This window comes from Calidithermus timidus DSM 17022 (assembly GCF_000373205.1).
Classification (GTDB): Bacteria; Deinococcota; Deinococci; order Deinococcales; family Thermaceae; genus Calidithermus; species Calidithermus timidus.
This window is the reverse complement of the sequence record NZ_KB890688.1, coordinates 460,188-484,908: the sequence shown is the minus strand read 5'-3', so window position 1 is coordinate 484,908 and position 24,721 is coordinate 460,188. Positions and strand designations below refer to the sequence as shown.

The window sequence follows — 24,721 nt, the reverse complement described above, 5'->3', positions numbered from 1 at the left end:
CTCACTCCAGAATGGCCACCACCCGGGCCGGAGCAGCGCTGGCCCCCACGATGCGCAGGGGGAAGCAAGCCACCCTAAAGCCGCTGCTGGGCAGGGCTCCCAGGTTGCACAGGCGCTCGAGTTGGGCGTAGGGCAGGTCGGCCTGGTGGGCGGCCCAGAAAATGCCGGGCCGGTTTTGCTCCCGAGCCTCTTTGGCCTGCAAGTGCAGGGGCCGATCCCAACCCCAGGCGTCAATCCCCATCACCCGCACCCCCTGGTCGAAGAGCCAGCGGGTGGCCTCCACGCTGACCCCAGGGCCTTTTGTCCAGTAGTCGGGAGCCCCGTAGAAAGCATCCCGCCCGGTGCGCATGAGCACGATGTCCAAAGGCCGCAGGACGTGGCCGATGCGCGCCAGCTCGGCCTCCACCTCTGCTTGGGTGATGGCCTCGCCGTCGGCCTTGTGACGGAACTCCAGCACCACCCCTGGGGCGAAAAACCACTCCAGCGGCAGTTCATGGATGCGGAGGGCCGGCTCCCCACCGATGACCGAGTTGTAGTGATAGGGCGCGTCCACATGGGTGGAGCTGTGGGTACCCAGGTGGGTGATGGTCTCCACCGCCCAGGCCTCCCCCCGCCGCAGGTGCTCGGGGCCCAGACCGAAAAGGGTCCGCACCTCCTCGAGGCCCGCCTTGTGGTCGGAGAACTCGATGCTGATGCGCTGAAAGGGTGGCATCTCGGGAGGGGTGGCCTGGATGGGGGCCGAGAGGTCGACGAAGCGGGGCATGCGCCTCTCCTTACCCCAGGCCGCGCTTGCCCCAGGGGTTGGGCTGCTGGCTGTCGGGGACGAGCTCGAGGTCGGCGGCGGCTACCTTCTCGGCGGGCGGGAAGGCTTCCAGCATGGAGTCGGGCATGGCGGTGTTGCGGTAGAAGGTGTTGGAGCCCTGGGAGGGCCGCCAGCGCACCGGCTCCCAGTCCGGCACGTAGTTGCGCACCCCGCCGGTGTTCACCTCGATGCGAAGGCCGCCGGGTTCGCGGAAGTAGAGGTAGGTCTGCTCGCCCATGCCGTGGATGCCGGGGCCGTACTCCAGCGGCACCCCCGCCTCCAGCAACAGGTCGGCGGCCCGCTGGTGCAGCTCGCGGTTGTCCACCCAGAAGGCCAGGTGGTGCAGCCGGCCGGGAATGGGCGACATGTCCTTGGCGAAGGCCAGGTCGTGGTTCTTCTCGTTGGTGGTGACCATGGCGAAGACCACCAAGTCGGGGTTGTCCTCCAGGCCGTTGTAGCACATGAAGCGAAAGCCCAGCACCCGGCGGAACCACTCCGCATCGCGGTAGGGGTCGCTGCTGGCTACGGTCAGGTGGTCGAGCTGGCGCGGCTCCAGCCCCCCGCCGGTAAAGCGCTGGGGCCGCTCGGGGTAGGTGGAGGCCCGCTCGGGCGGGGCCTGGTAGCGCTCCACCTCCCAGAGCAGCTCCAACGTGTGCCCCCCTGGGGCCCGGAAGCGGTAGGCCGGGCCGTGGCCAAAGCTTCCCTCCACCCACTCCCCCTGTACCCCGCTGGCCTCGATGTTGCGCACGGCCTGCTCCAGATCCTCTGGGCTCCAGGTGCGCCAGGCTGCGTGGCCCAGGGCAGGCAGCTCCCCTTGGGTCAGAATCAGGCTGTAGGTGTAGTGGTCGCCCCAGCAGCGCAGGTAGGCCCGCTCCGCCTCGCGGTGCACCAGGTAGAGCCCGCCAATCTGGGTAAAGAAGGCCAAGGACTCCTCGAGCTTCGGGGTGATGAGTTCTGCATGGACCAACTGGGACAAAAGGCACCTAGGCATGGCTCCTCCTATGGGTCTTCGGCATACCAACCTCCTCAAAACGAGGAAACCTGCACCAGCTCGAGCAAGTTCCCTGCGTTATCACGGATAAAGGCCATGGGGCCACCCTCGATGCGGGCCCGCATAACCACTTCTACCCCCCGCCCCTCGAGTTCCCTCACCGCCGCCTCCACATCCTCCACCGCAAAGGCCAGGTGCTTGGTGCCGTGGGTCTTAAGGTCGGCGTGGGGGGTCTTGCGCTCCTCGGGCAGGGGCTTTGCCCCGGGCACCTCAAAGAGCTCCAGGCGGAACTCCCCCCGCCGCAAAAAGGCCACCCGGGCCGGGATGGCCCCCAGGTAGAGGGTCTTCTCCAGCGCAAAGCCCAGCGTTCGCTCATACCAGGCGATGCTCTCCTCCAGGTTGGGCACGCTCAGGCCCAGGTGATGGGGGCGAAGCTCAAGCATGATCCTCCCAAGGGTTGCGGTTCAACCTGCGCTCGTCGTTGGTCAGGTAGCCCACAAAAAGCCCCAGCGGGTCGCGCTGAGCCCGGATGGCCTGCAATCGCGCCCAGTTCTCCTCCCGCATAAAGCGCAGTGAGCGGGTGGTGAAGTCGGAGTCGCCCAGGTACTGGCCCAGGGTGACGGGCTCGAGGCGCCGCATCTGCTGGGCCAGCCACCCCCGGCAGCGCGCGTCGTCGGCGGGGTCGCGCCAGATGGTGTACAGGGCGAAGTAGATTTCGCTTTGCAAGGACAGGGCCATATCCGGCAGGGGGCGCAGCGGGGCCATGCTGAACCACAGGGCGAAGGTCTCAGGGGTGGGCGGGGTGGTAAAAGCCTCCACCAAGCGGGGCACCACCGCCTCCGGGGGGCCTTGAAGCCAGGCGTTGTCCACCGCGTAGCGGGCCCCTTCGGGGTTCTGCCTTAGCTGCTCGCGCCGCTCGTCCTCGAAGCAGGTGGGCTCGGCCACCTGGCGGAGCAGGGCCTTTCCCAAAGCCGGGCTTGTCTCCAACGGGGCCAAAGCCTCCCGGCCCTCCGCCGGGCTATCCACCATAGCCAGACCGTGCACCACCAGGGCCCGCTCGCCAAAACCAGGCGGAACCAGGCTCAAGGCCACCAGCTCCACCCGGGGGTCCACCTGGGCGTGCACCTCCTGCAGCCAGGCCAGCACCTCGGCGGTGCAATCCAGGGGGTAGACGTGGGTGGTCTGGGTGAGGGCTCTAGGCAAGGGACGGGTCTGCAGGTAAAAGCGGGTCACCACCCCGGGGAAGCCCGGCCCGGCGCCCCGCGCGGCCCAGTAGAGGTCGGCGTGCTCTTTGGCATTGGCCCGCACCCGCTCGCCCTCGGCGGTGACCACCTCCAGCCCCACCACCGCCTCGGCGGCCCAGCCCCAGCCGCGGCAGTTCCAGCCCATGCCCCCCTGGAGCAAAAAGCCCCCCAGCCCCACCGTGGGACAGTGCCCGCCGTGGAACATCCGCCCGCGGGCCTCGAGGTAAGGGGCCAGCGTCGCCCCGCCCTGAACCGCGGGGGCCACCGCCACCACACCGGTCGCCTCGTCGTAGGCCATCCCCTGGAGGCGGGAGAGGTCGAGGAGCAAAGCACCTTCCCGCAGGCTCCAGGCCGCCCAGCTATGCCCCCCGGCCCGCACCGCCAGCCGTAGGCCCTGGGCCCGGGCCAGCCGCACCGCCTGCGCCACGTCCTCTTCGTCCTCGGCAAAGACGATCAGCTCGGGGGAACGCTCGGGGCTGCGTCCGTTGAAGATGCGCCCCACGCGGGCCTCCTCGTAGCCGGGCTCGCCCTTTCGGTAGACCCTTCCTTTGAAGCTCATAGCGCCCTTGTACCTCCGTCTACGGCAAGGTCGGCGGCGGTAATCCAGCTCGCCTCGTCCGAGACCAGGAAAACCGCCGCCCAGGCCACGTCCTCGGGGGTACCGAAGCGGGCCAGCATGTGTTCCTTGAGCCACAGGTCGTGTATCTCGGGGTCGGCGATGACCGGCCGGGTGGCCCCGGTCACCACCAGTCCGGGGGAGATGGTGTTAGCCCGGATACCAAAAGGCGCCCCCTCCAGCGCAAGTTGCCGGGTCAGGGCCAGCACCCCGCCCTTGCCCGCGCAGTGGGCCAGCGCAGGGCTTCTCTCCAGCACCCGGTAGGCGTTGGCCGAGGCGAAGTTGAGGATGGCCCCACCCTGCCGCTTGAGGTAAGGCCAGGCCGCCTGGCAAAGCAGAAAAACCAGGTCGAGTTCGCTTGCTAGGGTCTTCCTCCACTCCTCGTAGCTCAGCTCCTCCACCGGCTTGAAGGCCGCCCAGGCCGCGGCGTTGACCAGAATCTGGAGGCGGCCAAAGCGCTCCAGGGTGAAGTCCACCAGCCGCCCTGCCTCCTCGGGCCGGGTCAGGTCGCAGGGATGCAGGCTCTCCAGCACCAGGCCCTCGGCCCGGGCCTCCTCCAGGGTGGCCTGGGCCGCCTGGGGGTCTAGGTCGCAGCCCACCACGCTGGCCCCGTGGCGGGCAAACATCAGGGCGCAGGCCTTGCCAATGCCGCTGCCGGTACCGGTCACAATTGCCACCTTGCCCTCTAGGCGGCTCGAGCGGGCTTTGGGGTTGGCAGCCGGGGGAAGGTTCACCTTGCCTCCTAGTGGGGAATGCCCAGCTCCCGCTTGCGCCCTTCCCGGTCGGTGTGGGTGAAGCGGTTGTAGGCCACCCGAATCTCGGTGAAGCGCTCGTCCTGCACCCGGTATAGGATGAGGCCTTCAAACTCAAAGCGCTCACCGGCAACCACAGGGCCAAAGGGCGAGGCGGGGTCGTCCCGCAGGGCCTCGAAGTGGGCCTTCATCTGCACCGCTACCCCCTCGCCGTCCCCCACCCAGCGCTCTACCTCCAGGGTTTCGCGGAAGGTGCGCCAGATGCGGGCGTAGTGGGCCCGCATGGCCTCGCGGCCCAGCAGCTCCAGGGTGCCGTTGAGCACCCGCACCTCCGGCGAGAGGAACTCCTCAAAAACGCTCAGATCCTGGGCGTTGAAACGCCGGATGTAGGCCGCGTAGTGCTCACGGGTCATGCACCCACCTCCAGCCGGCCCAAATAGGCCTCCTGCAGCAAGCTGGGCTCGCACAGCAGGGCCTGGGCCGGGCCGCTGTAGACCAGCCGCCCCTGGCTCATCACCAAGGCCTGACGGGCGATGCCTAAGGCCAGATGGGCAAACTGCTCCACCAGGAGCACCGCCAGCCCGGCCTGGGCCAGGCGCTCCACGCTCTCCATCAGCCGCCGCACCACCAGGGGGGCTAGGCCCAGCGACATCTCGTCTAAGAGCAGCACCCGTGGCCGGCCCAGAAGGGCGCGGGCCAGCACCAGCATCTGCTGTTCTCCGCCCGAAAGCCGGCCCGCCGGAACCCACCGGCGCTTTTCCAGTTCGGGAAAGAGGTGGAAAGCTTCTTCCAGACCGGCCCTGGCCCCCACCCGGAGGTTCTCCTCTACCGTAAGGCTGGGAAAAACCGACCGGCCTTGTTCCACATGGGCCAGGCCGGCCCGGGCCCGGGCCACCCGGGAGGCCCGCTCCACCCGCACCCCCCAAAGCCGCACCTCCCCCTCCTGCACCGGCAGGATGCCCGAGAGGGCCTCGAGCAGGGTGGTCTTGCCCGCCCCGTTGGGGCCCAAAAGCGCCGTTACCTCCCCCGGCGGCACGCTGAAGCTCACCCCCCGTACCACCGGGGCCTGGCCCCGGGCCACCACGAGCCCCTGCACCTCCAGGCTCACGCCGCCACCTCCTCGCCCAGGTAGGCCGCCACCACCTTGGGGCTGGCGAGCACCTCGGCGGTAGGCCCCACTTCCAGCACCGCCCCGAAGTCCAGCACCACCACCTCGCCGCAGGCCCGCCGCACCACCTCCATGTCGTGCTCGATAAGGAGCACCGCCGCCCCGTAGAGCGCCGGAATTTGGGCGATGCGCTCGGCCAGGGCATGGCTCTCGGCAGCGGAGAGGCCGGCGGCGGGCTCGTCCAAAAGCACTGTCTTGGGCCTTGCAGCCAGGATGCTGGCTACCTCCAGCGTCCGCCGGGTGCCCACGTCCAGGGCATAGAGGGGGGCCTCGGGGTCTTCCAGCCCGGCGAAGGCCAGGGCCTCGGCCAGCTCAGGAGGGGTAAGGGTTCGGCCTGCGGCGAGCTCGAGGTAGGCCCGCGCGCTTAGCTCGGGGATGGTGCGGTCTTGCTGGAAGCTGCGGCGCAGCCCAGCTTGGGCCCGCCGGCTGGGGGAAAGCCCCTCCAGGGGCTGCCCCAAAAGCCGCACCTGACCCTGGTAGGGCACAAAGCCGCTCACCGCATCCACCAGGCTCGACTTGCCCGCCCCATTGGGCCCAATCAGGCCCAGCACCTGTCCTTCACGCAGGGTGAGGCTCACCCGGGAAAGGGCCTGTACCGTGCCGTAGTTCACCGAGAGGTTCTCCACCTCCAGCACGGGCTTAGGGCCGGGTTGGCCGGGCCGCGTGGGGCCGCTTGGGCTGGGGGCAAGGGGCCGGGTAACCACAGGCCGGGCCCGCTTGCGCGCGGCCACCTCAAAGACGCCCCCTCCGGCCTTGAGGGCCATCAGAACCCCGAAGGCGAAGAACAGGTTGCCCAGGTTCTGCGAGAGGCCCAGTCGGCTCAGGGCCTCGGGAATCAGCCAGCTCATCCCTCCAGCCAGCAGGGCCCCGGCAGGGTAGTGGGCCCCCACCATCACCGCGCTGGCAAAGAGAACCAGCGAGCCGGTGGGGGCGAAGTTGCTGGCCGAGAGCAGCCCCAGAAGCCCAGCCAAAAGCCCCCCGGCCAGCCCGGCCATCCCTGCGCTGATGGCGAAGGCCCAGAGCTTGGACCCGCTCACGTCGATTCCCATGGCCGCAGCGGCCCGCTCGGAGTGCTTGACCGCCCGCCAGGCGCTGCCCATGCGGCTGCGGGAGAGCCACAGGCCCAGACCCAGGCACAGCAGCAGCGCCCCCAGACAGAACCAGTAGTAGGCCGCATCGGAGGCCAGCAGGCCGGGCCGCACCACCGGCTTGCCGATGACCCCACCGGGAAAGTTGAGCAGGGTGAAGGCCAGATCGGCCACCGCGGCAAAGCCCAGGCTGACCACGGCCAAGTGCACTCCACGCACCCGCAACGAGGGCAGGCCGATAAGAACCCCAACACCCAGGGCCGCCGCGGCCCCAAGCAGCACCTGCAGCACGAAGGGTACCGGCAGCTCGTTGGCGTTGAAGTAGGCCACCACCCAGCCCCCCACCCCGGCCAGCGAGAGCTGGCAGAGCGAGACCAGCCCGGCCATTCCGCTCAACAACCCCAGGCTCCAGGTGAGCAGGCTGGCGATGAGAATCCCCGTGGCCAAAAAGAGCCAGTAGCTGGGAAGCAGCCCTGGGAGGACCACCAACACCAGCAGGCCAATCCAGAACCACCCACTAACGCGCCGCATCCCACACTTCCTTGCGCTGCGACCAGAGCAACGCCGCCAGCATCACCAAGAACCAAAGGGCCTGCCGGTAAGGGGCGATGGGCAGGCTCGAGGCCACCCCCTCAATGAGCCCGATGCCGAGTCCCCCCACCAGCGCCAGCGGGAAGCTTCGGAAGAGGCCCACTAGGGCCCCGGCCATGGCGGGCAGCACCAGCAAGGAGAGCACCCCAAACTCCGGCGAGCGGTTGGGGGCGATGAGCATGACGGCTAGGGCCGAGACCCCGCCGGCAAAAGCCCAGACCCCCACGGTCAGGACCTGCACCGGCACCCCCAGGAGCTCGGCGGCGGTGGGCCGCTCGGCCAGGGCCCGCAGCCAGATGCCAGCCCGAGTACGCTGCAAAAAGAGCGCCACCCCCAAAGCCAGAAGGCCGGCCAGGCCCAGGGTAACCAGCGTGGCGAAGGGAATGCGCAGGCCCAGCAGCTCCACCCCGCCAAAGCCCACCAGGTGGGGCACCGGCTTGGGGTTGGTACCGAAAATCCAGAAGCCCAGGGTGAGGAGGGCGATGAGGTAGGCGATGGTCACGCTCGAGCGCACCTGCAAGGGGGCCTCGGCAAACCAGCGGGCCATGGCCCAGCCCAGTAGGCCACCGATTCCCACCGAGGTCAAAAGGCCCAGCCCCACCGCCAGCCCCAGGGGCCTGCCCCCCTCGTGGAGGCTGAACATCACAAAGGTACCGAAGACCCCCATGGCCCCTAGGGCAAAGTTGAGGGTGCCAGTCATGCGGTAGAGGAGCACCAAGCAGACCGCCAGCAAAGCGTAGGCACCTCCCGAGAGCAGACCGGCCAAGGCAGCTTGCAGCATGGCTCACCGGCGTTGCAGGCGAATCCAGCCCGGGTAGGCTATGCGGTAGGCCCCATCGCGCAGCTCGAGCATCTTGATGCTCTGATTGGAGCGGTGGGTCGGGGCGTCGCCGAAGGTGTAGGGGTCGCCCAGCAGGGGGGTGCGGTAGGGCGGCATCCGCTTGAAGGCCGCGGTAACGCTCTCCCGGGTGATCTCCCCCTGGATGGTCTTCAGGGTATTGACGAAGATCTCTGCCGCCAGGTAGCTGGCCAGGCTAAAGGAGGTGAGGGGGATGTTGTTCTGGCGGGAGAGCTCACGCCAGTCGTTGAGCGCCGGGCTGTTGCCCAGATAGGGCTCGAGCTCGGAGGCCACCTGCACCCCGTTGGCCCGGGAGCCCATGGCCCGGGCGAAGGCCTCGGTGTAGGTGGAGGGGAGGAAGAGCCACTGGGTGGCCCGCAGGAGGTTCTGGGCCAAAGCCGCGTTCATCCAGGAGATGGCAAAAGCATCGCTCCCAGCAAACAGGGTGGCCTCGCACCCAACCTGCCGCACCCGCAACACCAGCGGGGTAGGATCGTCGCCGGGCTTGTAGCTGTAATCCTGCAGGAGGATTTTCTTCCCGGTGAGCTGCTCAAACTCGGCCACCGCCTCGCGGTAGGCGGGCTCGAGGCCCGGAAGCTGGGTGAAGAAGGCGCAGATTTTGTCCTTCTTCAGGTTCTGCGCGGCGTACTGCAACACCAGGGTAGTGGCCACAAAAGGCCCGGTGTTCACCGCGGAGATGTTGGGGTTGCGGAAACAGAGGGGATCTACCCCGGTGCCCTGGATGGAGACCAGACCCCGCTGCACGTAAAAGGCCCCGTTCACGCTGCAGTCCAGCGCGCTGGCGCTGCCCACATGGGCCACCACTCCCAGGCTGTCTACCAGCCGCCGGGCAGCCTGGCTGGCCGCGGCGGGGTCGGTCTTGTCGTCCTCTACGTACAGCTCGAGCCTGCGCCCCTGGATGCCCCCCTGGGCGTTCACCCGTTCAAAGTAGGCCCGCACGATGCGCGGCGGCTCGGGCTGGATGAACCCCCCGCTCAGCCCCCCGATAAACCCCACCCGGATGGGCTGGGGCTGGGCTAGGCCCAGCCCGCCCAAGCTCAACGCCAACGCCCAAACGCCCGCTCGCCAAGATTTCCACATGGCCTCCTCCTTCTGGGAATCCCAACAGGTGCTGTTTCTACTGGCCTACTTATGTCTACAGTTAGTAGAACTATATACACTTTACGTTTTTGTGTCAACAATGCTAGGATGAAGCCATGGAGAAAGCCCCCCCCAGCCGTGACGGCCAGAACATGCTGCACATCCACGACCGGCTGCGGGCCTCCATCCTGCGCGGCCTCCTGGCCCCAGGCCAGGTCACCAGCCAGCTCGAGCTAGCCCGCGACCTAGGGGTAGGCCGCACCCCCCTGCGCGAGGCCCTGCGCCTCTTGCAGCGGGAAGGGCTGGTGTTGCAGGAACCCAACCGTCGGGTGCGCATTGCCGCGCTCTCCGTCTCCGACGCGGAGGAAATCTACACCCTGCGCATCACCCTCGAGGCCATGGCCATGCGCCTTACCGTGCCCAGGCTCACACCCGAGGACTTCGCCGAGCTGGAAGGCCTATACGCCCAGATGGAGCACTACATCCGCACCCAGGACATCGAGCGCCTAGACGGCCCCCACCGGGCCTTCCACCTGCGATTTGTGCAGGCAGCAGGCCCCCGCTGGGTGGAGGAAATTGGCCGGCTTTTTGACCACGCCGAGCGCTACCGCCTTTCGTTTTTCCATGCCCACCCCGAGCGGGGCCAGCTCCGCCAGGCCGAACACCGGGCTATGTTGGATGCGGCTGTCCAGCGTGATGTGGAAGCCGCCGTAAGATGCATGGCCCGCCACTACGCCCACACCGCGCTGGCGGTGTTTGCCCAGTTAGCGCCCGGATATGTTTCGGAAAAGCTCAACACCGTACTGGAAACCATAATGTCGGATTCCTCAACCGCACTGCAATTTGGTACACGCTAGACTTGCTGAAGAAGTAGTACTGCTCTAGTAAACGTAAGCTGGGAGCTAAAGATTCAACTAGTGATGGATTGCCAGACAGGGTTTGAGTACGACTACAACCATTGCCAGACAGGGTTTGAGTACGACTACAACCGGGGATGCTGATGCGGGAACGGGTACCGGACTAATCCCCTCCAAGCGGCAGCACCAGGGTCAGGTGCACCACCGGGCGCCCCAGCCAGGGTGCCCAGAGGGGGCTCGTCCAGCGGGCGTACTCCCGGAAGCCCAGCTTCTGATAGAGCCCCAGGGCCGCCCGATTTTCCTCGGTGGTGGAGAGCTGGACACCGGGCAAGCCTTTTTGCTGAAGGCAGGCCAGGTGCGCCCGCAGGAGCCGCTCGCCCCAGCCCTGGCCCCGCACCCCGCTCAGAAGGTTGAGGTGCAGATGGGCAGGAAAAAGCCTATTGGGAGCGGCCTTGCTGGGGTAGCGCAGGGCGCGCAAGAGGAAGCGCAGGCTGGCCTCGAGCCCTGAAAAACGACCCTGGGCCGCCTGGAGCAGCCAGCGGGGCAGCCCTTGCAGGAAGTATCGGCGGTAGGCCAGGGGGTCTTGCGCGCCCAGCACGTAGCCTAAAATTTGACCCCCTTCCTCGAGCACCAAACCACACCCTCCCGCAGGCCCCAGGTAGGGCCCCACCCAGAGCTCGCCGAAGAGCCGCTTGGCCGGAAAGTAGACCTCCGCCGAACGGCCAAAAAAGCCGGTAGCGTAGGCCACCTCGGTGAGGGCCGCAAGGTCGGTGGGAAGGGCAGGGCGAAGCTGGGGGGGCATGGCAGCTCCTAGGCGGAAAAACCGCTCACCAGCCTGGCCAGGCCGTAGGCCGCGCCGGCGGCCAAACCCCCGACCAGCACGGTTTGCCAGGCCCCTTTCAAAAGGGGGAGTCCGGTAAAGCGGGCCTTGAAAGCTCCAAAAATTCCCAGGGCCACCAGCGTTATCCCTGCACTCAGCAGTAAGGACTGCCCGATGGAAAGCGGCAAGAGGTAGGGAAGCAAGGGGATGGCCCCACCCGCCACATACGAACCCCCAATGGTCAGGGCGCTGCGCAGCGCCCGCCTGGGGTCAGGCTCCTCCAGGCCCAGCTCCTCCTGCATCATGAAGCTGAGCCAGACCTTAGGATCGCGGATTATGGCCTGGGTGGCTTGCTCGAGGGCCTCCCCTTCCAGACCGTAGCGACGGAAGACCGCCCGCACCTCCTCGATCTCGGCCTGAGGCAGCTCGCGCACCTCCCGCTCTTCGCGCGCCAGCTCGGCTTGGTAGTGGTCGGCCTCGGTGCGGGCCGCCAGGTACCCACCCAGGCCCATGGCGATGGAGCCGGCCACCACCTCGGCAACCCCCGCCACCAGCACCACGAAGTTGGAATCTACCGCCCCAGCCAGTCCCGCCGCCAGGGCAAAGGGCACCGTAAGGCCATCGGACATCCCGATGACCACATCCCGTACGGTCTCAGAGCCGGAAAAATGCCGCTCGATATGAGCTTTAGGCACAAGGTACCTCCGTGGAAAATCCCCTCCAGCTATCGTATTTAAGCCCCACTTCAGCACCCTCCGCCCTTGGGGAGTCCTGCACCCGGCTCACACACAATCAGGGCTCTGGCAGCTCCAGCCGGGCCCGTAGCCCCCCCTCGGGGGCTTGCTCCAACCTAAGGCGCCCCCCGTGCTGCTCGGCGATGGCCATGACCAAGGTCAGGCCCAGGCCGGCCCCCCGCACCCCCTGGGTGCCCGCGCCGCGCTGGAAGGGCTGCAGGAGACGCTCGAGCTGCTCGGGGGGAATGCCCGGCCCCTCGTCGGCCACCTCCACCACTGCGCGCGCTCCCTCGCGCCGGGTGCGCAGCCAAACCCGCCCGCCCACCGGCCCGTACTTGATGGCGTTGGAGAGCAGGTTGGCGATGGCGGTGCGCAGGGTGAAGGGATGGCCTCGGTAGGGGGTGGGCTCGAGCTCCAACACCAAGCGCACCTGCCTCTCCTTGGCCAGCCCCTCCAGCTGCTCCTGAACCTCCAGGGCCAGCAGGTCGAGCTCCACCGGCTCGGGCTCGAAGGGCGCGTGGGTGCGGGCTAGCAGCAGGAGGGCTTCGATGACCTGGGCCAGATCCTCGGCGGTGCGGGCGATCTCCGCGAGGGCCTCGCGGTACTGCTCGGGGGTGCGGGGCCGCTCCAAGCTCAGGCTGGCCCGACCCTGCAGCAGGCTCAAGGGGGTGCGCAGCTCGTGGGCCGCGGCCAGGGCGAAGGCCTTTTCGCGCTCGATGGTGCGCTCGAGGCGGCCCAGCATGGCGTTGAAGGTACGGGTCAGCCGGGCCATCTCGTCTTGCCCGGGGCTCTCCGGCACCCGCTGCCCGTACCGCCCCGAGGCGGCGATGGCCCCGGCCAGCCGGGTGACCTGATCCACCGGGCGCAGCGAACGGTCGGCCAGCAGATACCCCACCCCCAGAGCCACCACAAAGAGCACCGGCAGCCCCAGCAGCAAGGTTTTTTGGGTTCGGCTCAGGGTATTCACAGCCTCCTGCTGCGAGCGCATCACCTGCACCACCCCACCGTCCGGCAGGGGGTGGTTGTAGACCCGCGTCCCCTGTACGCTCAGGAAGCCGGTTTTGAGCTCAACTTCGACCCAGGGCTCCCCCAGCTGCCAAAGCGGCCGCCCCTGGGCGTCGTAGACGGTGAGCGCGGTGACCCCCGGTAAACGGTTTTGTAGCCGGCTGGAGCCTCCGTCAGAGGCCGTGCCGAGCCGAATCTCCGCAGCGGTGAGGATGGCGGTCTCTTGCAGGGACTCATCCAGAGTCTGGTGCAGCGCTGCGTGAAAAACCCCATAGACCACAACCCCGCTCAGCAGCAAAAAAGCCACCAGCACCAGGCCGTAGTACAGGGTCAGGCGCAGCCGCAGACTCAAAGGCTCTCCTCCAGCCGCCCCAGGCGGTAGCCCAACCCGCGCACCGTCTCGATAAAATCCTCGCCCAGTTTGCGCCGCAGGCTCGAGACGTAGACGTCCACCACCTTGGTGTCCACCTCGCTCTCCCCCGGCCAGACCCGCTCGATCAGGCTGTTGCGGCTATAGGCCCGCCCCGGGTTCAGCCCAAAGCACTCCACCAAGGCGTACTCCCGTGGGGTGAGGGGCACCGGCTGGCCGTCCTTGAGCACCTGGTGGGCCGCCAGGTCGAGGGTGTAGCCCCGGGGCAGTGGAATCAGGTTGGTGGCCTCGCCCCTGGCCCGCCGCACCAGGGCGCGGATGCGGGCCCGCAGCTCGCGGAAGTCGAAGGGTTTGCTCAGGTAGTCGTCGCCCCCGCTGTCGAGCCCGGTGAGCTTGGAGTCCACATCCCCCCGGGCGGTGAGGAAGAGGATGGGGGTCTTGTCCCGTTGGTTACGTAGCATGCGGGCCAGCGCGAAGCCGGCCTGGGGCCCTTCGGGCAGCATCACGTCCAGAATCAAGAGGTCGTAGGTCTCCAGCTCGGCCATGCCCCGCCCGATGGCGGCGTTGGGGGCATGGTCCACCATCAGCCCGTCGTCGCGCAAACCCTCGGTGATGAGCGCGGCCAGCCGGGGGTCGTCTTCTACCAGCAGCACCCGCATAGGCTCCTCTAGCATGGCAGGCTACGCCGCGAGGGTAAAGATTGGGTAAAACTCAAAGAGGCAGCCATAGGCTCATCCGGGCTCCTTCCGCGGTATTGGTCGCTTCCACCCTCCCCCCATGCCAGCGCACGATGGCCGCAACCAGGGCCAGCCCCAGCCCGCTGCCGCTGCGGCGGTGCTCTACCCGCGCCTGGTAGAAGCGCTGGAAAAGGTGGGGTAGGGCCTCCTCCGGGAAACCACCCCCGGTGTCCTCCACCTCCAGCAGGGCCCATTCCCCTTCCTTCCGCAACCGCACCCGCACCTCACCCGAAGGGGTAAATTTGAGGGCATTTTCCAACAGGTTGCGCAGGGCCAGCCCCAAAGCCAGCCGATCCCCCGTCACCTCCAGCGGCTCCTGCGGCAAGAGGACGTGCAGGGCCAGACCTTTGACCTCGAAGAGGGGGCGCATATCCTCCACCTCCTCGGCCACCAGACGATGAAGGGAAACCCGCTCGCGCAAAAGCCCCTGGCCAGCCTCGGCCCGGGCCAGGTGCAGGAGCTTTTCCACCAGCGCCAAGAGCCGCTGGGCCGAGCGGTAAGCCTGTTCCAGGGCCCGGGCCACCTGGGGGTCGTGGTTCTTTTCCTGGGCCTGCTCGAGCCGCCCCAAAAGCACCGTGAGGGGGGTGCGCAGCTCGTGGGCGGCATCCTGGGTAAAGCGCCGCTCGCTCTCGATGAGCTCGCCCAGGCTCTTTAGCAGCGCGTTGAAGGCCTGACTCAGGGTAAATAGCTCGTCCCGCACAGAAGGCTCGGGCAAGGGACGGTTCCAGATGCGGCCTAAGGCCCGCTCACGGGCGGCCTCGGTTAGGAGGCGCACCGGGCCGAGCGCTCGCCCCACCAGGAAGTAGCCCAGGCCCAAGGCCAGCAGCAAAGCCCCCGGAGCGATGGCCCAGAGCACGCGGTTGAGCGCTTCCAGGCTGGCCTCGAGCCCGGCCAAGGGCCGACCCGCTAGGAGGATAGCCCCCTCCACCCCACGGCCACAAAAGCGCCACTCTCCCGAGGCAAAGCAACCGATCCGCGCGGCGGGCAGGGGCTGGGGTTTGGGGCCCAGGGCCTCCACCAGACCCCGAGGGCCATACAGCAGCAAGGCTAAGTCGGCTGGCAACTTTGGCGGTAGCTCCCCTTCCTGGCTCAGGCCCAGGCGGCCATTGTCGTTGTTCACCCAGGGCTCGGCTAGGATTAGCGCTGCTTGCAGGCTCTGATCTAGTTCGCTTTGCAGGATACGCTCCAGCCCCAGCCGCAGGCTTATCCCCGCCAGTAGCAACACCCCGGCCACCAGCAGGGCGTAGAACAGGGTAAGCCGCAGGCGAAGGCTCATCCGATGAGGCGGTAGCCCAGCCCGCGCCGGGTCTCGATGGCCTCCGGGGCCAGCTTCTGGCGCAGGCGGGAGATGTAAGGGTCGAGGCTGCGCGGGTCGATGCTGGCCTCGCCGGGCCAGATGTGCTCCAAAAGCAGCTCCCGGGGGTAAAACGTCTGGGGGTGGAGGGCGAGGAATTCCAGGATCGCCCACTCCTTGGCGGAGAGCTCGAGCGCCTCTCCCGCCCACCAGGCCTGCTTGGCCCCTAAGTCCAGGGCGAGACGCCCCACCTCCACCCGGTTGTGGGGCACGCCCCGCGAGCGACGCAGCAAGGCCCGCACCCGGGCCCGGAGCTCGCGCAGGTGGAAGGGCTTGAGCAGGTAGTCGTCGGCTCCTGCCTCTAGTCCTTGTACCCGGTCGTCTAGGCCGTCGCGGGCGGTCAGGATGAGCACCGGTACCCCATGGCCCTGTCCTCGGAAGTGGGCGAGCAGGCTTAGCCCGTCCCGCCGCGGCAGGCCCACGTCCAGCACCACCAGGTCGTAGGGAAAGCCCTGCCAAAGGCCCAAGGCCTCCTCACCGTCGGTGGCCCAGTCCACCGCGTAGGGTTCGGCCTCGAGGGTCTCCTTGACCAAGGCGCCCACCTCGAGGTCATCCTCCACCAGCAGGATGCGCATGGCCTACCCCCTTTGGCCCACCGCCCAGCGGTACCACAGCCCCACCACCCAGAGGAAGCTCAAGGCCCAGCCCGCCAGCACGTCCGAGGGGTAGTGCACCTGCAGGTAAAGCCGGGAAAGGCCCACCAAGAAGGCCCAGGGTAGGCCCAAGGCCAAGACCCAGCGGGCCGCCTGGGGAAAGCGGGGCGCCAAAAGCCCATAGAGTGCCAGTACCAAGGTCAGGCTGGCCATGGTGTGGCCGGAGGGGAAGCTGTAGTCGTGCTCGGGGGTGAGCTGGGGGAAAAGGTGGGGCCGGGTACGAGCAAAAAAGAGTTTGGAAGCCAGGTTCAAGAGCACCGACCCGCCCAGGCCCAGGGCAAAGAGGGGCCAGGCCAACCGGCGCCCGTAGGCCCACAGCAGCACCAGCAAAGTCAGCCCCACCACCGCCGGCGCCGAGGCCGATTGCGTGAGCGCCAGGGCGATGGCGTTCCAGAGGCTGTTTTGTTGGGTGTGCAGGAAGGCCAGAATGGGCCCATCAAAGAAAAAACCCTCCCGCTCGTAGACGTCCTCGGCCAGGCCTATAAAGGCCAGCAAGCTTAGAAACAGCAGCCCCAGAAGCCACAAAGGCGCCAGGCGAAGCCCCTTTTCCCAGATGCCGGATATCCTTTGGATCACGCTAGTTCTCCTCGATTTTATCGTAGTCGGGACGAACCCTCCGAACCGAGCAGCTCCGAGAGCTCAACGAAAACGAACCCCCGCGCCTGCAAAGCCGGGATCAGCTCCCTGAGGGCCGGAAGCGTGGCGGGGCCTCCCTGGCTGTGCACATCCTCACCGCATCACCCCGGTGTGCCCCAGGGAGTAGCGACCCGGCTGGGGGTAGATGGCCAGCCCGTGGGGGCCTTTGCCTACCTTGATGCGCCGGATCAGGCCACCCTTTTGCAGGTCGGTATCGAAGACGTACACCTCCCCGTGGTAGCGCCCAGAAAGCCACAATGTTCTGCCATCCGCTGAGACCCCGCCCATGTCCGGGCTGCCCCCGCCGGGAATCTTCCATTTGGTCACCAGCTTGCGGGTGGCGAACTCGAGCACGCTCACCGAGCCCTCGCCCCGGTTGGAGATGTAGAGGTACCGGGTATCGCGGCTGGGGTAGAGGCCGTGGGCCCCTTTGCCGGTAGGGATGAAGCCGAGGGGGTGAAACCTCTCGGCGTCGATCAGGTGCACCCCGCCCGCGTCCATGTCAGCCACGTAGAACACCCGGCCATCCGGGGAGAGCTTCACGTCCTGGGGCATCCCCCCCAGGTGCAGCTTGTCCAGCACCTTTCGGGCTGCCACGTCGATCTTCAGCAGGTCCCCGCTGAACTCGCAGGCCGCCACCAGGGTGCGCCCGTCGGCGCTGTAGTCCATGTGGTTGATACCCTTGCAAGGCACCCCCAGGCTCCCTTGGGGCTGCCAGGTCTGCGGGTCAAAGAAGTCCAACCGGTGCTGGTACTCCGCCACCACGATGGCCGATCTTCCGTCCGGGGTGAAGTAGAGGTTGTAGGGGTCTTTGACCGGGATTCGCTTCCCCAGGGCTCCGCTCTGGGGATCGATGGGAATAAGGGTATTGCCCACGTCGTTGGCCACATAGAGGGTCTTCAGGTCGTAGGAAGGCACCACGTGCTGGGGCTCGGCGTCCATCTTATCGCTGGCCACCACCCGGTAGGTTTTGGGGTCGATCACGTACAGCCGGTTGGTCTTGCCATCGGGCACATAGACCCGTTCGGGGAAATCCCTGACCGTAGGCGAGAGCATCCCTGCCTGGGTGAAGGCGTAGACGTTCTTAGGGTCGTAGGGGGGCATTCCCGGCAGGCCGGACTTAAGCCCTTGGCTCGCGGCCATGGGGGGCAGGCTTGAACCTCCCCTTGCCGAACCAAGGTTCCGCGCCTGGGCCCAGCAAGCCACAAGGGAGAACAAGAGCAACGCCGCCCGCCAACCAGGGTGTATTCCACTCATAACCGCCCTCCGTGGGAGCACGTTAGAGCGCTTAGGTAAAGCTCTGGTAAAAAGCTGCCGGGCAGGCCCGGCAGCCCCCAGGTTCAGGGTTTAACCGTTATCGTCGTGGCTTTCCCCGTCGTTTTCGTCGTGGCGCTCGCCGTCCTTCTCCTCCGGAGCACCCACAGCCTCCTGGTGCAGCACCTGGCCGTTGCCCGCGTCTACCTTGACCTCCTGCCCGGCGAGCACCACCTCCCAGACCAGGTAGCCGTTCTCCACCCCCAGTTTGACCTTGGTGGGCGTGGCGGTGGTGTTCAGGGCCGCCTGCGCCGCCTTTACAGCATCCTGTAGGGAGACCTTGGCCATAGCCTGGTACTGCTGGGCGCTCAGGTTCTCCGAAACCGGCAGACTGCCGGTGTAGCTGGGGTTTTGGGCGCCGTTCTGCCCCGTCTTCTGGGCAAAGGCCGCCAGGCTTAAGAGGGCCGAAGCCGCCAACAAGATCGCTTTGCCGTACTTTTTCATCACTTTCCTCCTCGCCAGGCTCCTGCCTGGACAGGGCCAAAGTAACCCCGCCACCTTGCAGAAAGGTTGCGCTCTTTGAGGGGAAGGTGAGGGCCGGCGCCGCTTTTTACCAAACCTTTACGTGGCCTCCATAGCCTGGGGCGTGCTCGAGGGTCTGCGCTTCCTGTGGAACAACCCCTACGTGCGGGGGGTGGCCGGGCTGCTGCTGCTTTTGGCCCTGCTGCGGCTTTTGTACCTCACCGCCGACCTCTTCGGGCTTCTCCTTCTGGCCCTTCTGCTCGCAGCCCTGGTGCGCCCGTGGGTAGACCGGCTGGAGCGGCTCCGACTGCCGCGCCCGGCCGCTTTGGCGCTGGTACTGCTGCTTTTGGGGCTGGGCCTGAGCCTCCTCGGGGTGGGGCTGGTGCGGGTCGGGGAGGAGCTGACCCACTTCGCCCGCACCCTCCCGGGGGCCGCCGGCGGCCTGAGCACCTGGTGGAACCAGCTGCCCGAACGGCTCCACGCCTCGGGGCTGCCTCCTTGGCTGATGGGGGCCCTCGAGCAGGCCTATGGTTCGGTGGGCAGGCTCTTGCAAAACCTCTCCGCCGAGCTCATCCCCCGCCTGGGTGGCTTCGCCCAAAGCGGGCTGATCCCGGCCCTGGCCCTTTTGTTTGGCGGGGCGGTCAAGCTGGCGGCCTTTGTGGTGTCCTTTATCTACCTGCTGGCCGATGGGCCGCGCATGGGCCAGGACCTTTTGCATAGGCTTCCCCCCAACCTGCGGGCCTGGAGTGAGCGGATGGTGGGCTACCTCGAGCGGGCTGTGATGGGCTACTTTCGGGGACAGCTCCTGGTCGCCGCCAGCCTGGGTGGGCTGGTGGGGCTCAGCCTGGGTCTGCTGGGGGTGCCCCTGGCCTTGCCGCTGGGCCTGCTGGTGGGGGTGCTGGAGCTCATCCCCTACCTGGGCCTCGCACTGGGAGGGGTGCTGGTCTTCTTCGCGGCGTTGCCGCTGGGCTGGCCGGTGGTGCTCAAGGCCCTGCTGGTGCTCCTGGCCGCGGCCCAGCTCGAAGGCCACCTGCTGGCCCCGTGGCTGGTAGGCCAGAGCACCTCGCTGCACCCGCTTACAGTGCTGTTCGCTTTGCTGCTGGGTGAGCGGCTGGCCGGGGTGCCGGGGCTGCTGGTCGCGGTGCCTCTGGCCGCTTTGCTCAAGCTCTGGCTGGAAGATTTCTGGCCCTGGAGGTAGATTATGGATATTCTCAACAACCTCTTCTGGCTCTTCTTGCTGCTCTCCTTCCTGAGCCCGCTTCTGCAGCGGCAGATGCTGGCGCTGGCTCGAGCCCGCAGCCTTCAAACCCTCGAGCGCCGCCGGGGTAGCCGCCTCATCACCCTCATCCACCGCCAGGAGGCCGTCGCCCTGCTGGGCCTGCCCCTGAGCCGCTACATCGACATCGACGACTCCGAGCAGGTCTTGCGGGCCATCCGCCTCACCGACCCCCAGCTGCCCATCGACCTGGTGCTGCACACCCCCGGTGGGCTGGTGCTGGCTGCCGAGCAGATCGCCGAGGCCCTCCTGCGCCATTCGGCCAAGGTCACGGTTTTCGTGCCCCACTACGCCATGTCCGGCGGCACGCTCATCGCCCTGGCCGCCGACGAGATCGTCATGGATGCCAACGCCGTGCTGGGCCCGGTCGACCCCCAACTCGGGCAGTACCCGGCGGCCTCCATCCTGAAGGTGCTGGAGCAGAAGCCCATCGAGAAGATCGACGACGAGACCCTGATCCTGGCCGACCAGGCTAAAAAGGCCCTGGTGCAGGTCAAGGCCGTCGCCAAGAACCTCCTGCGCAAGCACCTCGAGGAAACCCAGGCCGAGACCCTGGCCCATAGGCTCTCCCAGGGCACCTGGACCCACGACTATCCCATCAGCGCCGAGGAGGCTCGCGCCATGGGCTTGCCCGTCTCCACCGCGATGCCCCCGGAGGTCTACGCCCTGATGGAACTCTACCCCCAGCCCCGCGGCAACCGGCCCAGCGTGCAGTATGTACCCCTGCCCTACCGGCGGGAAGAGCACCGGCCTCGCTAGGAAGCCATGCTGAGCCACGGTCCCTTGAGCGACCCCGAAACCCAGGCCGAGGCCCTGCGGGTGCTGGAGCGCCGCTCGGAAAAACGCGGGCTGGCTCGAGTCCTGCCCTTTTTGGGCCCGGCTTTCGTGGCCAGCGTAGCCTATATGGATCCCGGCAACTTTGCCACCAACATCCAGGCCGGGGCCCAGTTCGGCTACCGGTTGCTTTGGGTGGTGCTCCTCTCCAACCTGATGGCCATGCTGATCCAAAGCCTCTCGGCGCGTCTGGGCATCGCCGCCGAGATGAGCCTGCCCGAGGCGATCCGGCGCACTTACCCCCCTTCAATGAGCTACTTCTACTGGGTTCAGGCCGAGCTGGCCGCCATCGCCACCGACCTGGCCGAGTTCATCGGGGCCGCACTCGGCTTCCATCTGCTCTTAGGGGTTCCCCTGGCCTGGGGCGCGGGGTTGGCGGCGCTGGTCACCTTCGCCCTGCTGGGCCTGGGGCGCTATGGCTTTCGCCCGCTCGAGGCGGCCATCACTGCGCTGGTGGGGGTCATCGCCGCGGCCTATATCCTGGAGCTTTTCCTCGCCCACCCCGACCCCCGGCTGCTGCAGGGGTTTGTGCCCCACTTTGAGGGCCAAGAGAGCGTGCTGCTGGCGGTGGGCATCCTGGGGGCCACGGTGATGCCCCACGTGATCTACCTGCACTCCGCCCTTTCCGACCAGCGCATCCCCCTACACGATCCCGCCCTCAAGCGCCGCCTGCTCGCCTTTAGCAACCTCGACGTGGTGCTGGCCCTCTCCATAGCAGGCTTCGTGAATCTGGCCATGCTGGTTGCGGCTGCGGCCACCTTTCACCACACCGGCCGTACCGAGGTGGCCGACCTCACCACCGCCTACCAGACCCTCTCGCCCCTGTTGGGGCCGCTGGCCGCCGGGGTTTTTGCCCTGGCCCTGCTGGCCTCGGGGCTCTCCTCTACCACCGTCGGCACCATGGCCGGCCAGGTGGTGATGCAGGGTTTCGTGGGCTTTGGCATCCCACTTTGGGTGCGCCGCCTGGTCACACTGGTACCCTCTTTTGTGGTGATTCTGCTTGGCCTGGATCCCACCCGGGTACTGGTGCTTTCGCAGGTGGTGCTCTCCTTTGCCATCCCCTTTGCCCTGGTGCCGCTGCTGCTCCTGACCGCTAGCCGCCAGCTGATGAGCGAGCTGGCCATCGGCAAACCCCTCCAGGTACTGGGCTGGCTGGTGGCCGCGCTGATCATCGGGCTCAACCTGTACCTGCTAGGGCAGAGCCTGTGGCCGGTTTAGCCCACCGGAAAGGAGGCGAAGGTTGTGACGAAGTCCCTGCTTCAAGTTCTATACGTGCTGACCATGATAGCGGTGGTGGTCTTGGTGGACGTCCTGTTTTTGCGAGACAAATTCTGGCTACGGCTGTGGGTGAACATCGGCATTGTGGCCCTGTTTGTGGTTTTCTACCTGCTCTTTTTGAAGAACCGCTAATCCCCGAAGCTCAAAACCGGGCCAAGCCGGTTTTTGCCGGATGGCCGGTGTTTTCAGCGCCTCGAGCGGATTTTGCTTTTACCGAACTTAAACCTCGAGGGCCTACCCTTCTGGCTGTGCTTGCGGATGCAAGCCAGGGAGCGACAGCCATGAAAAATACCGTACTCAAAACCTCCAGCCTGCTGGCGGTGATGGTGCTTTCGGGTTCGGCTTTGTGGTTCGCCCTTAGCCAGGGCCAGCCAAGCCCCACCCCCGCCCCGGCCCCCAGCGCCCTCCAGGGCCTTCTGCCCGACGAACGCAACACCGTCGAGATTGCGCAGACGGCCAGCCCAGGGGTGGTCTACATCTCGGTGCGCAGCAACCCGGCAGCCAGCCTGCCCGACAACCTCCAGCCCTTTGCGCCCTTCCTGCAACCCCAACCGCAGCAGGGCACCGGCTCGGGTTTCGTGCTGGATAAGCAAGGGCACATCCTCACCAACTACCACGTGGTGCAGGGGGCCAGCCAGATCACGGTGCGCTTCAAGGACAGCCTCAAGAGCTACAGCGCCAAAGTGCTGGGCACCGCTCCGGCCCTCGACCTGGCGGTGATTCAGGTACAAGCCCCGGCCAACCTGCTCAAGCCCCTGACCCTGGGCAACTCCGACCAGGTGCTGGTGGGCGAAAAGGCCATCGCCATCGGGAATCCCTTCGGGCTCGACTACAGCGTCTCCACTGGCATCGTCTCGGCGGTGCGGCGCAACCCGGGCGCGGTGGACGCGCTGGTACCCACCCTGATCCAGACCGACGCGGCCATCAACCCCGGCAACTCCGGTGGGCCTTTGCTCAACTCCAAAGGCGAGGTCATCGGCATCAACACCGCCATCCTCTCGCCCTCGGGCCAGTTTGGCAACCCGCAGAACGCCGGGGTGGGCTTCGCCATCCCCATCAACCTGGCCAAGCAGTACCTGCAGCCGCTCGAGCAGGGCAAAAACGTCAGCGACAAGGAAATCCTGGCCTCCCGCCCGCGCCTGGGAGTCTCGGTGATACCCCTGGCGGCCTATAGCCCCCAAACCCTCAAGGCCAACAACCTACCCGAAGCAGGCCTGATGATCCAGAGCGTGGAGAAGGGCTCGCCCGCCGAAAAAGCTGGCCTTAAAGCACCCACCCGCTTCCTCCAGGTGCAATCCCCAGACGGCACGGTGCAACAGGTAGGGCTCAACGGGGACGTCATCTTGGAAGCCAACGGCAACCCCATCCAGGACATTGGCGATCTGCGAGGGGTGCTGGAGGCCGCCAACGGCCAGCCGGTCACCCTCAAAGTCTGGCGCGAGGGCAAGATCTTGAACGTGAACGTCATCCCCCAAATTCTCGCTTCCCAATAGAAAGCGCTTCGAATTGGTGGGGTTATACCAGCTTCGGTTGGTGCGTCGCCGCTTGGTGACGCACCAACCCTGCTTCTCCGAGGCGGTAACGCAGCTTGAGCAGCCCCCAGAACATTGGTGTTCTGTTAGGCCAAGCGTACACGCCTCGGAGGTGAACAATACAAGCTACTCACCCGGTGCGTTATGTGTTAGTATTTAGGGCGCTTACCGCCGCAGTGCTGCAAAGCCAAAGAGCGCCCGCTCGCTTGAGCAAGAATGGTGCCAAAACCGCGCTCGAGCGCAAGGCTGACAAAAAGCTGAAGTGGCGCTTTTATGGTTCGGGCGGGAAGTCATTCCCAGGAGGAAGCATGAAGCATAGCATGCCCGTCTTGATGCTGATAGCGATTTTGGGAACGGTTGGGCTAGCTCAACGTGTGACGGTGGAATTCTGGCACGCCTTCGGTGATCCCAAGCGGGGTGGTTGGATCCAAGCCAAGGCCGAGGCCTTCAACAAAGCCAATCCTAACATCAATGTAGTTCCAACCTTTAAAGGCAGCTACCCGGAGATCCTGCAAGCCGCTACCCTCGCCGCACGCCAGGGTAAGCCTCCCGCACTGGTGCAAATGTACGAGATCGGCAGCCAGTTCGCCCTCGACTCCGGCATCTTCCAGCCGGTCAGCAACGTGGGTCCTATCGATACCGCCGACTACATCAAGCCGGTGCTCAACTACTACACCATTGGCGGCAAGGTCAATAGCATCCCCTTCAACTCTTCCTCACCGGTGCTCTACTTCAACAAAGATCTGATGAAGAAAGCCGGCCTGGATCCGGCCAAACCGCCCATGACCTTTGGTGAACTCACCGCCGCCTGCGGCAAGATCGCTGCGGCCAACCTGGGGGTGAAGTGCTTCGGGATGAGCCTCAACGGCTGGTTCTTCGAGCAGTGGATGGCCGAGCAGGGAGCCCTCCTGGCCAACAACTCCAACGGGCGCAAGGGCCGGGCTACCGAGGTGCTGCTGACCAGCGAGCCGGCCAAGCGGATCGTCTCCTGGCTCAAGGAAATGAACGACAAGGGCTACTACACCTACACCGGCAAGCTCGAGGACTGGGACGGCAGCGATGCCATCTTCACCGATGGCAAGGTGGTCTTCCACATCACCTCCACCGCCGACATCGTCAACATTAACGACGCTGCCAAGAAGACCGGCTTCGAGATGGGGGTAGGTTTCCTGCCCATTCCCGATGGAGTCAAGCGCAACGGGGTGGTGATCGGCGGGGCCAGCCTGTGGATCAGCAAGGGCATCCCCAAGGAGCAGGCCGAGGCGGCCCTCAAGTTTGCCCTGTACATGACCAACACCGACAACATGGCCGAGTGGCACAAGATCACCGGCTACTACCCAGTGCGGCTCAGCTCGATCGAGCGGCTGAAAAAAGAGGGCTGGCTGAACGCACAGGCCCCGCAGCTCGTGGCCTTCAACCAACTCCTCGAGACCATCCCCAACGAGGCCACTGCCGGGGCCTTAATCGGCCCCTTCCAGCAAATCCGCCGCATCGTCGAGGAGACCATCCAGAAGGTTTTCTCCGGTACCCCGGTAGACGCTGCTCTGAACGAAGCCAAAACCCGGGCCGACGCCGCGCTCAAGGAGTACAACGCCAGCATCAAGTAAGCTCCATAGAAAAGGGGGCCGGGAGCGGAGCGCTTTTGGCCCTCTTTTCCTGACTTTGTTC

The 24,721-nt window shown here is 66.5% G+C and carries 26 protein-coding genes; 7 read left to right on the top strand and 19 right to left on the bottom strand.

The features are described 5' to 3' along the window. Position 1: 1 nt before the first annotated feature. The 10 genes from B047_RS0105550 to B047_RS0105505 are packed head-to-tail and all read right to left on the bottom strand — an operon-like array spanning position 2 to position 9,191. Positions 2-763 carry a cyclase family protein gene (locus tag B047_RS0105550; protein WP_018465970.1) on the bottom strand — a complete coding sequence of 254 codons (762 nt, stop codon included), beginning with the start codon at positions 761-763 and terminating at the stop codon, positions 2-4. 10 nt (positions 764-773) lie between these two features. Then, entirely contained in the window at positions 774-1,793 is a 1,020-nt protein-coding gene (locus B047_RS0105545; RefSeq protein WP_026234615.1) for a VOC family protein, read from the bottom strand. Between the two features lie 35 nt (positions 1,794-1,828). After that, positions 1,829-2,236, bottom strand: a complete 408-nt coding sequence (locus tag B047_RS0105540) for a VOC family protein (protein WP_018465968.1) — start codon at positions 2,234-2,236, stop codon at positions 1,829-1,831. Beyond that, complete coding sequence (locus B047_RS0105535) at positions 2,229-3,596, bottom strand: FAD-binding oxidoreductase (protein WP_018465967.1); 1,368 nt, start codon at positions 3,594-3,596, stop codon at positions 2,229-2,231. Before B047_RS0105535 ends, B047_RS0105540 begins: the two co-directional genes overlap by 8 nt. Then, entirely contained in the window at positions 3,593-4,387 is a 795-nt protein-coding gene (locus B047_RS0105530) for an SDR family NAD(P)-dependent oxidoreductase (RefSeq protein ID WP_018465966.1), read from the bottom strand. The genes B047_RS0105535 and B047_RS0105530 overlap by 4 nt, the downstream gene beginning before the upstream one ends. Positions 4,388-4,395: 8 nt before the next feature. Further along, positions 4,396-4,818 carry a nuclear transport factor 2 family protein gene (locus B047_RS0105525; protein WP_018465965.1) on the bottom strand — a complete coding sequence of 141 codons (423 nt, stop codon included), beginning with the start codon at positions 4,816-4,818 and terminating at the stop codon, positions 4,396-4,398. Beyond that, positions 4,815-5,513 carry an ABC transporter ATP-binding protein gene (locus tag B047_RS0105520; protein ID WP_018465964.1) on the bottom strand — a complete coding sequence of 233 codons (699 nt, stop codon included), beginning with the start codon at positions 5,511-5,513 and terminating at the stop codon, positions 4,815-4,817. The genes B047_RS0105525 and B047_RS0105520 overlap by 4 nt, the downstream gene beginning before the upstream one ends. After that, on the bottom strand, positions 5,510-7,192 hold the full coding sequence (locus B047_RS0105515; protein WP_018465963.1) for a branched-chain amino acid ABC transporter ATP-binding protein/permease: 1,683 nt from the start codon (positions 7,190-7,192) through the stop codon (positions 5,510-5,512). The genes B047_RS0105520 and B047_RS0105515 overlap by 4 nt, the downstream gene beginning before the upstream one ends. Beyond that, positions 7,179-8,033 (bottom strand): branched-chain amino acid ABC transporter permease, encoded by an 855-nt coding sequence (locus B047_RS0105510; RefSeq protein ID WP_018465962.1) that lies wholly within the window; start codon positions 8,031-8,033, stop codon positions 7,179-7,181. Before B047_RS0105510 ends, B047_RS0105515 begins: the two co-directional genes overlap by 14 nt. 3 nt (positions 8,034-8,036) lie before the next feature. Beyond that, complete coding sequence (locus tag B047_RS0105505) at positions 8,037-9,191, bottom strand: ABC transporter substrate-binding protein (RefSeq protein ID WP_040779232.1); 1,155 nt, start codon at positions 9,189-9,191, stop codon at positions 8,037-8,039. Positions 9,192-9,307: 116 nt separating this feature from the next. Here B047_RS0105505 and B047_RS0105500 point away from each other — a divergent pair, with 116 nt between their 5' ends. Next, the gene (locus B047_RS0105500) at positions 9,308-10,048 is read left to right on the top strand and encodes a GntR family transcriptional regulator (protein ID WP_018465960.1); all 741 of its coding nucleotides are present in this window, start codon (positions 9,308-9,310) and stop codon (positions 10,046-10,048) included. A 163-nt stretch (positions 10,049-10,211) separates the two neighbouring features. Here the strand turns inward: B047_RS0105500 and B047_RS0105495 are convergent, their stop codons facing one another. The 9 genes from B047_RS0105495 to B047_RS0105455 form a co-directional block, all read right to left on the bottom strand. Continuing rightward, positions 10,212-10,850 (bottom strand): GNAT family N-acetyltransferase, encoded by a 639-nt coding sequence (locus tag B047_RS0105495; RefSeq protein ID WP_018465959.1) that lies wholly within the window; start codon positions 10,848-10,850, stop codon positions 10,212-10,214. Between the two features lie 8 nt (positions 10,851-10,858). Further along, entirely contained in the window at positions 10,859-11,563 is a 705-nt protein-coding gene (locus B047_RS0105490; RefSeq protein WP_026234614.1) for a VIT1/CCC1 transporter family protein, read from the bottom strand. A gap of 97 nt (positions 11,564-11,660) precedes the next feature. Beyond that, positions 11,661-12,959 carry a sensor histidine kinase gene (locus tag B047_RS0105485; RefSeq protein WP_018465957.1) on the bottom strand — a complete coding sequence of 433 codons (1,299 nt, stop codon included), beginning with the start codon at positions 12,957-12,959 and terminating at the stop codon, positions 11,661-11,663. Continuing rightward, positions 12,956-13,651, bottom strand: a complete 696-nt coding sequence (locus B047_RS0105480) for a response regulator transcription factor (protein ID WP_245533701.1) — start codon at positions 13,649-13,651, stop codon at positions 12,956-12,958. Before B047_RS0105480 ends, B047_RS0105485 begins: the two co-directional genes overlap by 4 nt. Before the next feature lie 37 nt (positions 13,652-13,688). Then, on the bottom strand, positions 13,689-14,990 hold the full coding sequence (locus B047_RS0105475; RefSeq protein ID WP_018465955.1) for a sensor histidine kinase: 1,302 nt from the start codon (positions 14,988-14,990) through the stop codon (positions 13,689-13,691). Then, positions 14,987-15,643, bottom strand: a complete 657-nt coding sequence (locus B047_RS0105470) for a response regulator transcription factor (RefSeq protein ID WP_018465954.1) — start codon at positions 15,641-15,643, stop codon at positions 14,987-14,989. The genes B047_RS0105475 and B047_RS0105470 overlap by 4 nt, the downstream gene beginning before the upstream one ends. A gap of 3 nt (positions 15,644-15,646) precedes the next feature. Continuing rightward, positions 15,647-16,297 carry a phosphatase PAP2 family protein gene (locus B047_RS0105465; RefSeq protein ID WP_018465953.1) on the bottom strand — a complete coding sequence of 217 codons (651 nt, stop codon included), beginning with the start codon at positions 16,295-16,297 and terminating at the stop codon, positions 15,647-15,649. 153 nt (positions 16,298-16,450) lie between these two features. Then, positions 16,451-17,500, bottom strand: a complete 1,050-nt coding sequence (locus tag B047_RS0105460; RefSeq protein WP_018465952.1) for a YncE family protein — start codon at positions 17,498-17,500, stop codon at positions 16,451-16,453. Positions 17,501-17,704: 204 nt separating this feature from the next. Continuing rightward, positions 17,705-18,115, bottom strand: coding sequence for a PepSY domain-containing protein (locus B047_RS0105455; RefSeq protein ID WP_018465951.1), 411 nt, complete (start codon positions 18,113-18,115; stop codon positions 17,705-17,707). A gap of 121 nt (positions 18,116-18,236) precedes the next feature. Here B047_RS0105455 and B047_RS0105450 point away from each other — a divergent pair, with 121 nt between their 5' ends. From B047_RS0105450 to B047_RS0105420, 6 genes are all read left to right on the top strand, one after another. Then, entirely contained in the window at positions 18,237-19,331 is a 1,095-nt protein-coding gene (locus tag B047_RS0105450; protein WP_084784932.1) for an AI-2E family transporter, read from the top strand. 3 nt (positions 19,332-19,334) lie between these two features. Beyond that, positions 19,335-20,168, top strand: a complete 834-nt coding sequence (locus tag B047_RS0105445; protein ID WP_018465949.1) for an SDH family Clp fold serine proteinase — start codon at positions 19,335-19,337, stop codon at positions 20,166-20,168. Positions 20,169-20,174: 6 nt separating this feature from the next. Then, entirely contained in the window at positions 20,175-21,461 is a 1,287-nt protein-coding gene (locus B047_RS0105440) for an Nramp family divalent metal transporter (protein WP_018465948.1), read from the top strand. 24 nt (positions 21,462-21,485) lie between these two features. Beyond that, on the top strand, positions 21,486-21,653 hold the full coding sequence (locus tag B047_RS17835) for a hypothetical protein (protein WP_157205812.1): 168 nt from the start codon (positions 21,486-21,488) through the stop codon (positions 21,651-21,653). Between the two features lie 149 nt (positions 21,654-21,802). Continuing rightward, positions 21,803-23,014 (top strand): S1C family serine protease, encoded by a 1,212-nt coding sequence (locus B047_RS0105430; protein ID WP_018465946.1) that lies wholly within the window; start codon positions 21,803-21,805, stop codon positions 23,012-23,014. Positions 23,015-23,361: 347 nt separating this feature from the next. Further along, positions 23,362-24,660 carry an ABC transporter substrate-binding protein gene (locus tag B047_RS0105420; protein WP_026234613.1) on the top strand — a complete coding sequence of 433 codons (1,299 nt, stop codon included), beginning with the start codon at positions 23,362-23,364 and terminating at the stop codon, positions 24,658-24,660. Positions 24,661-24,721 lie beyond the last annotated feature (61 nt).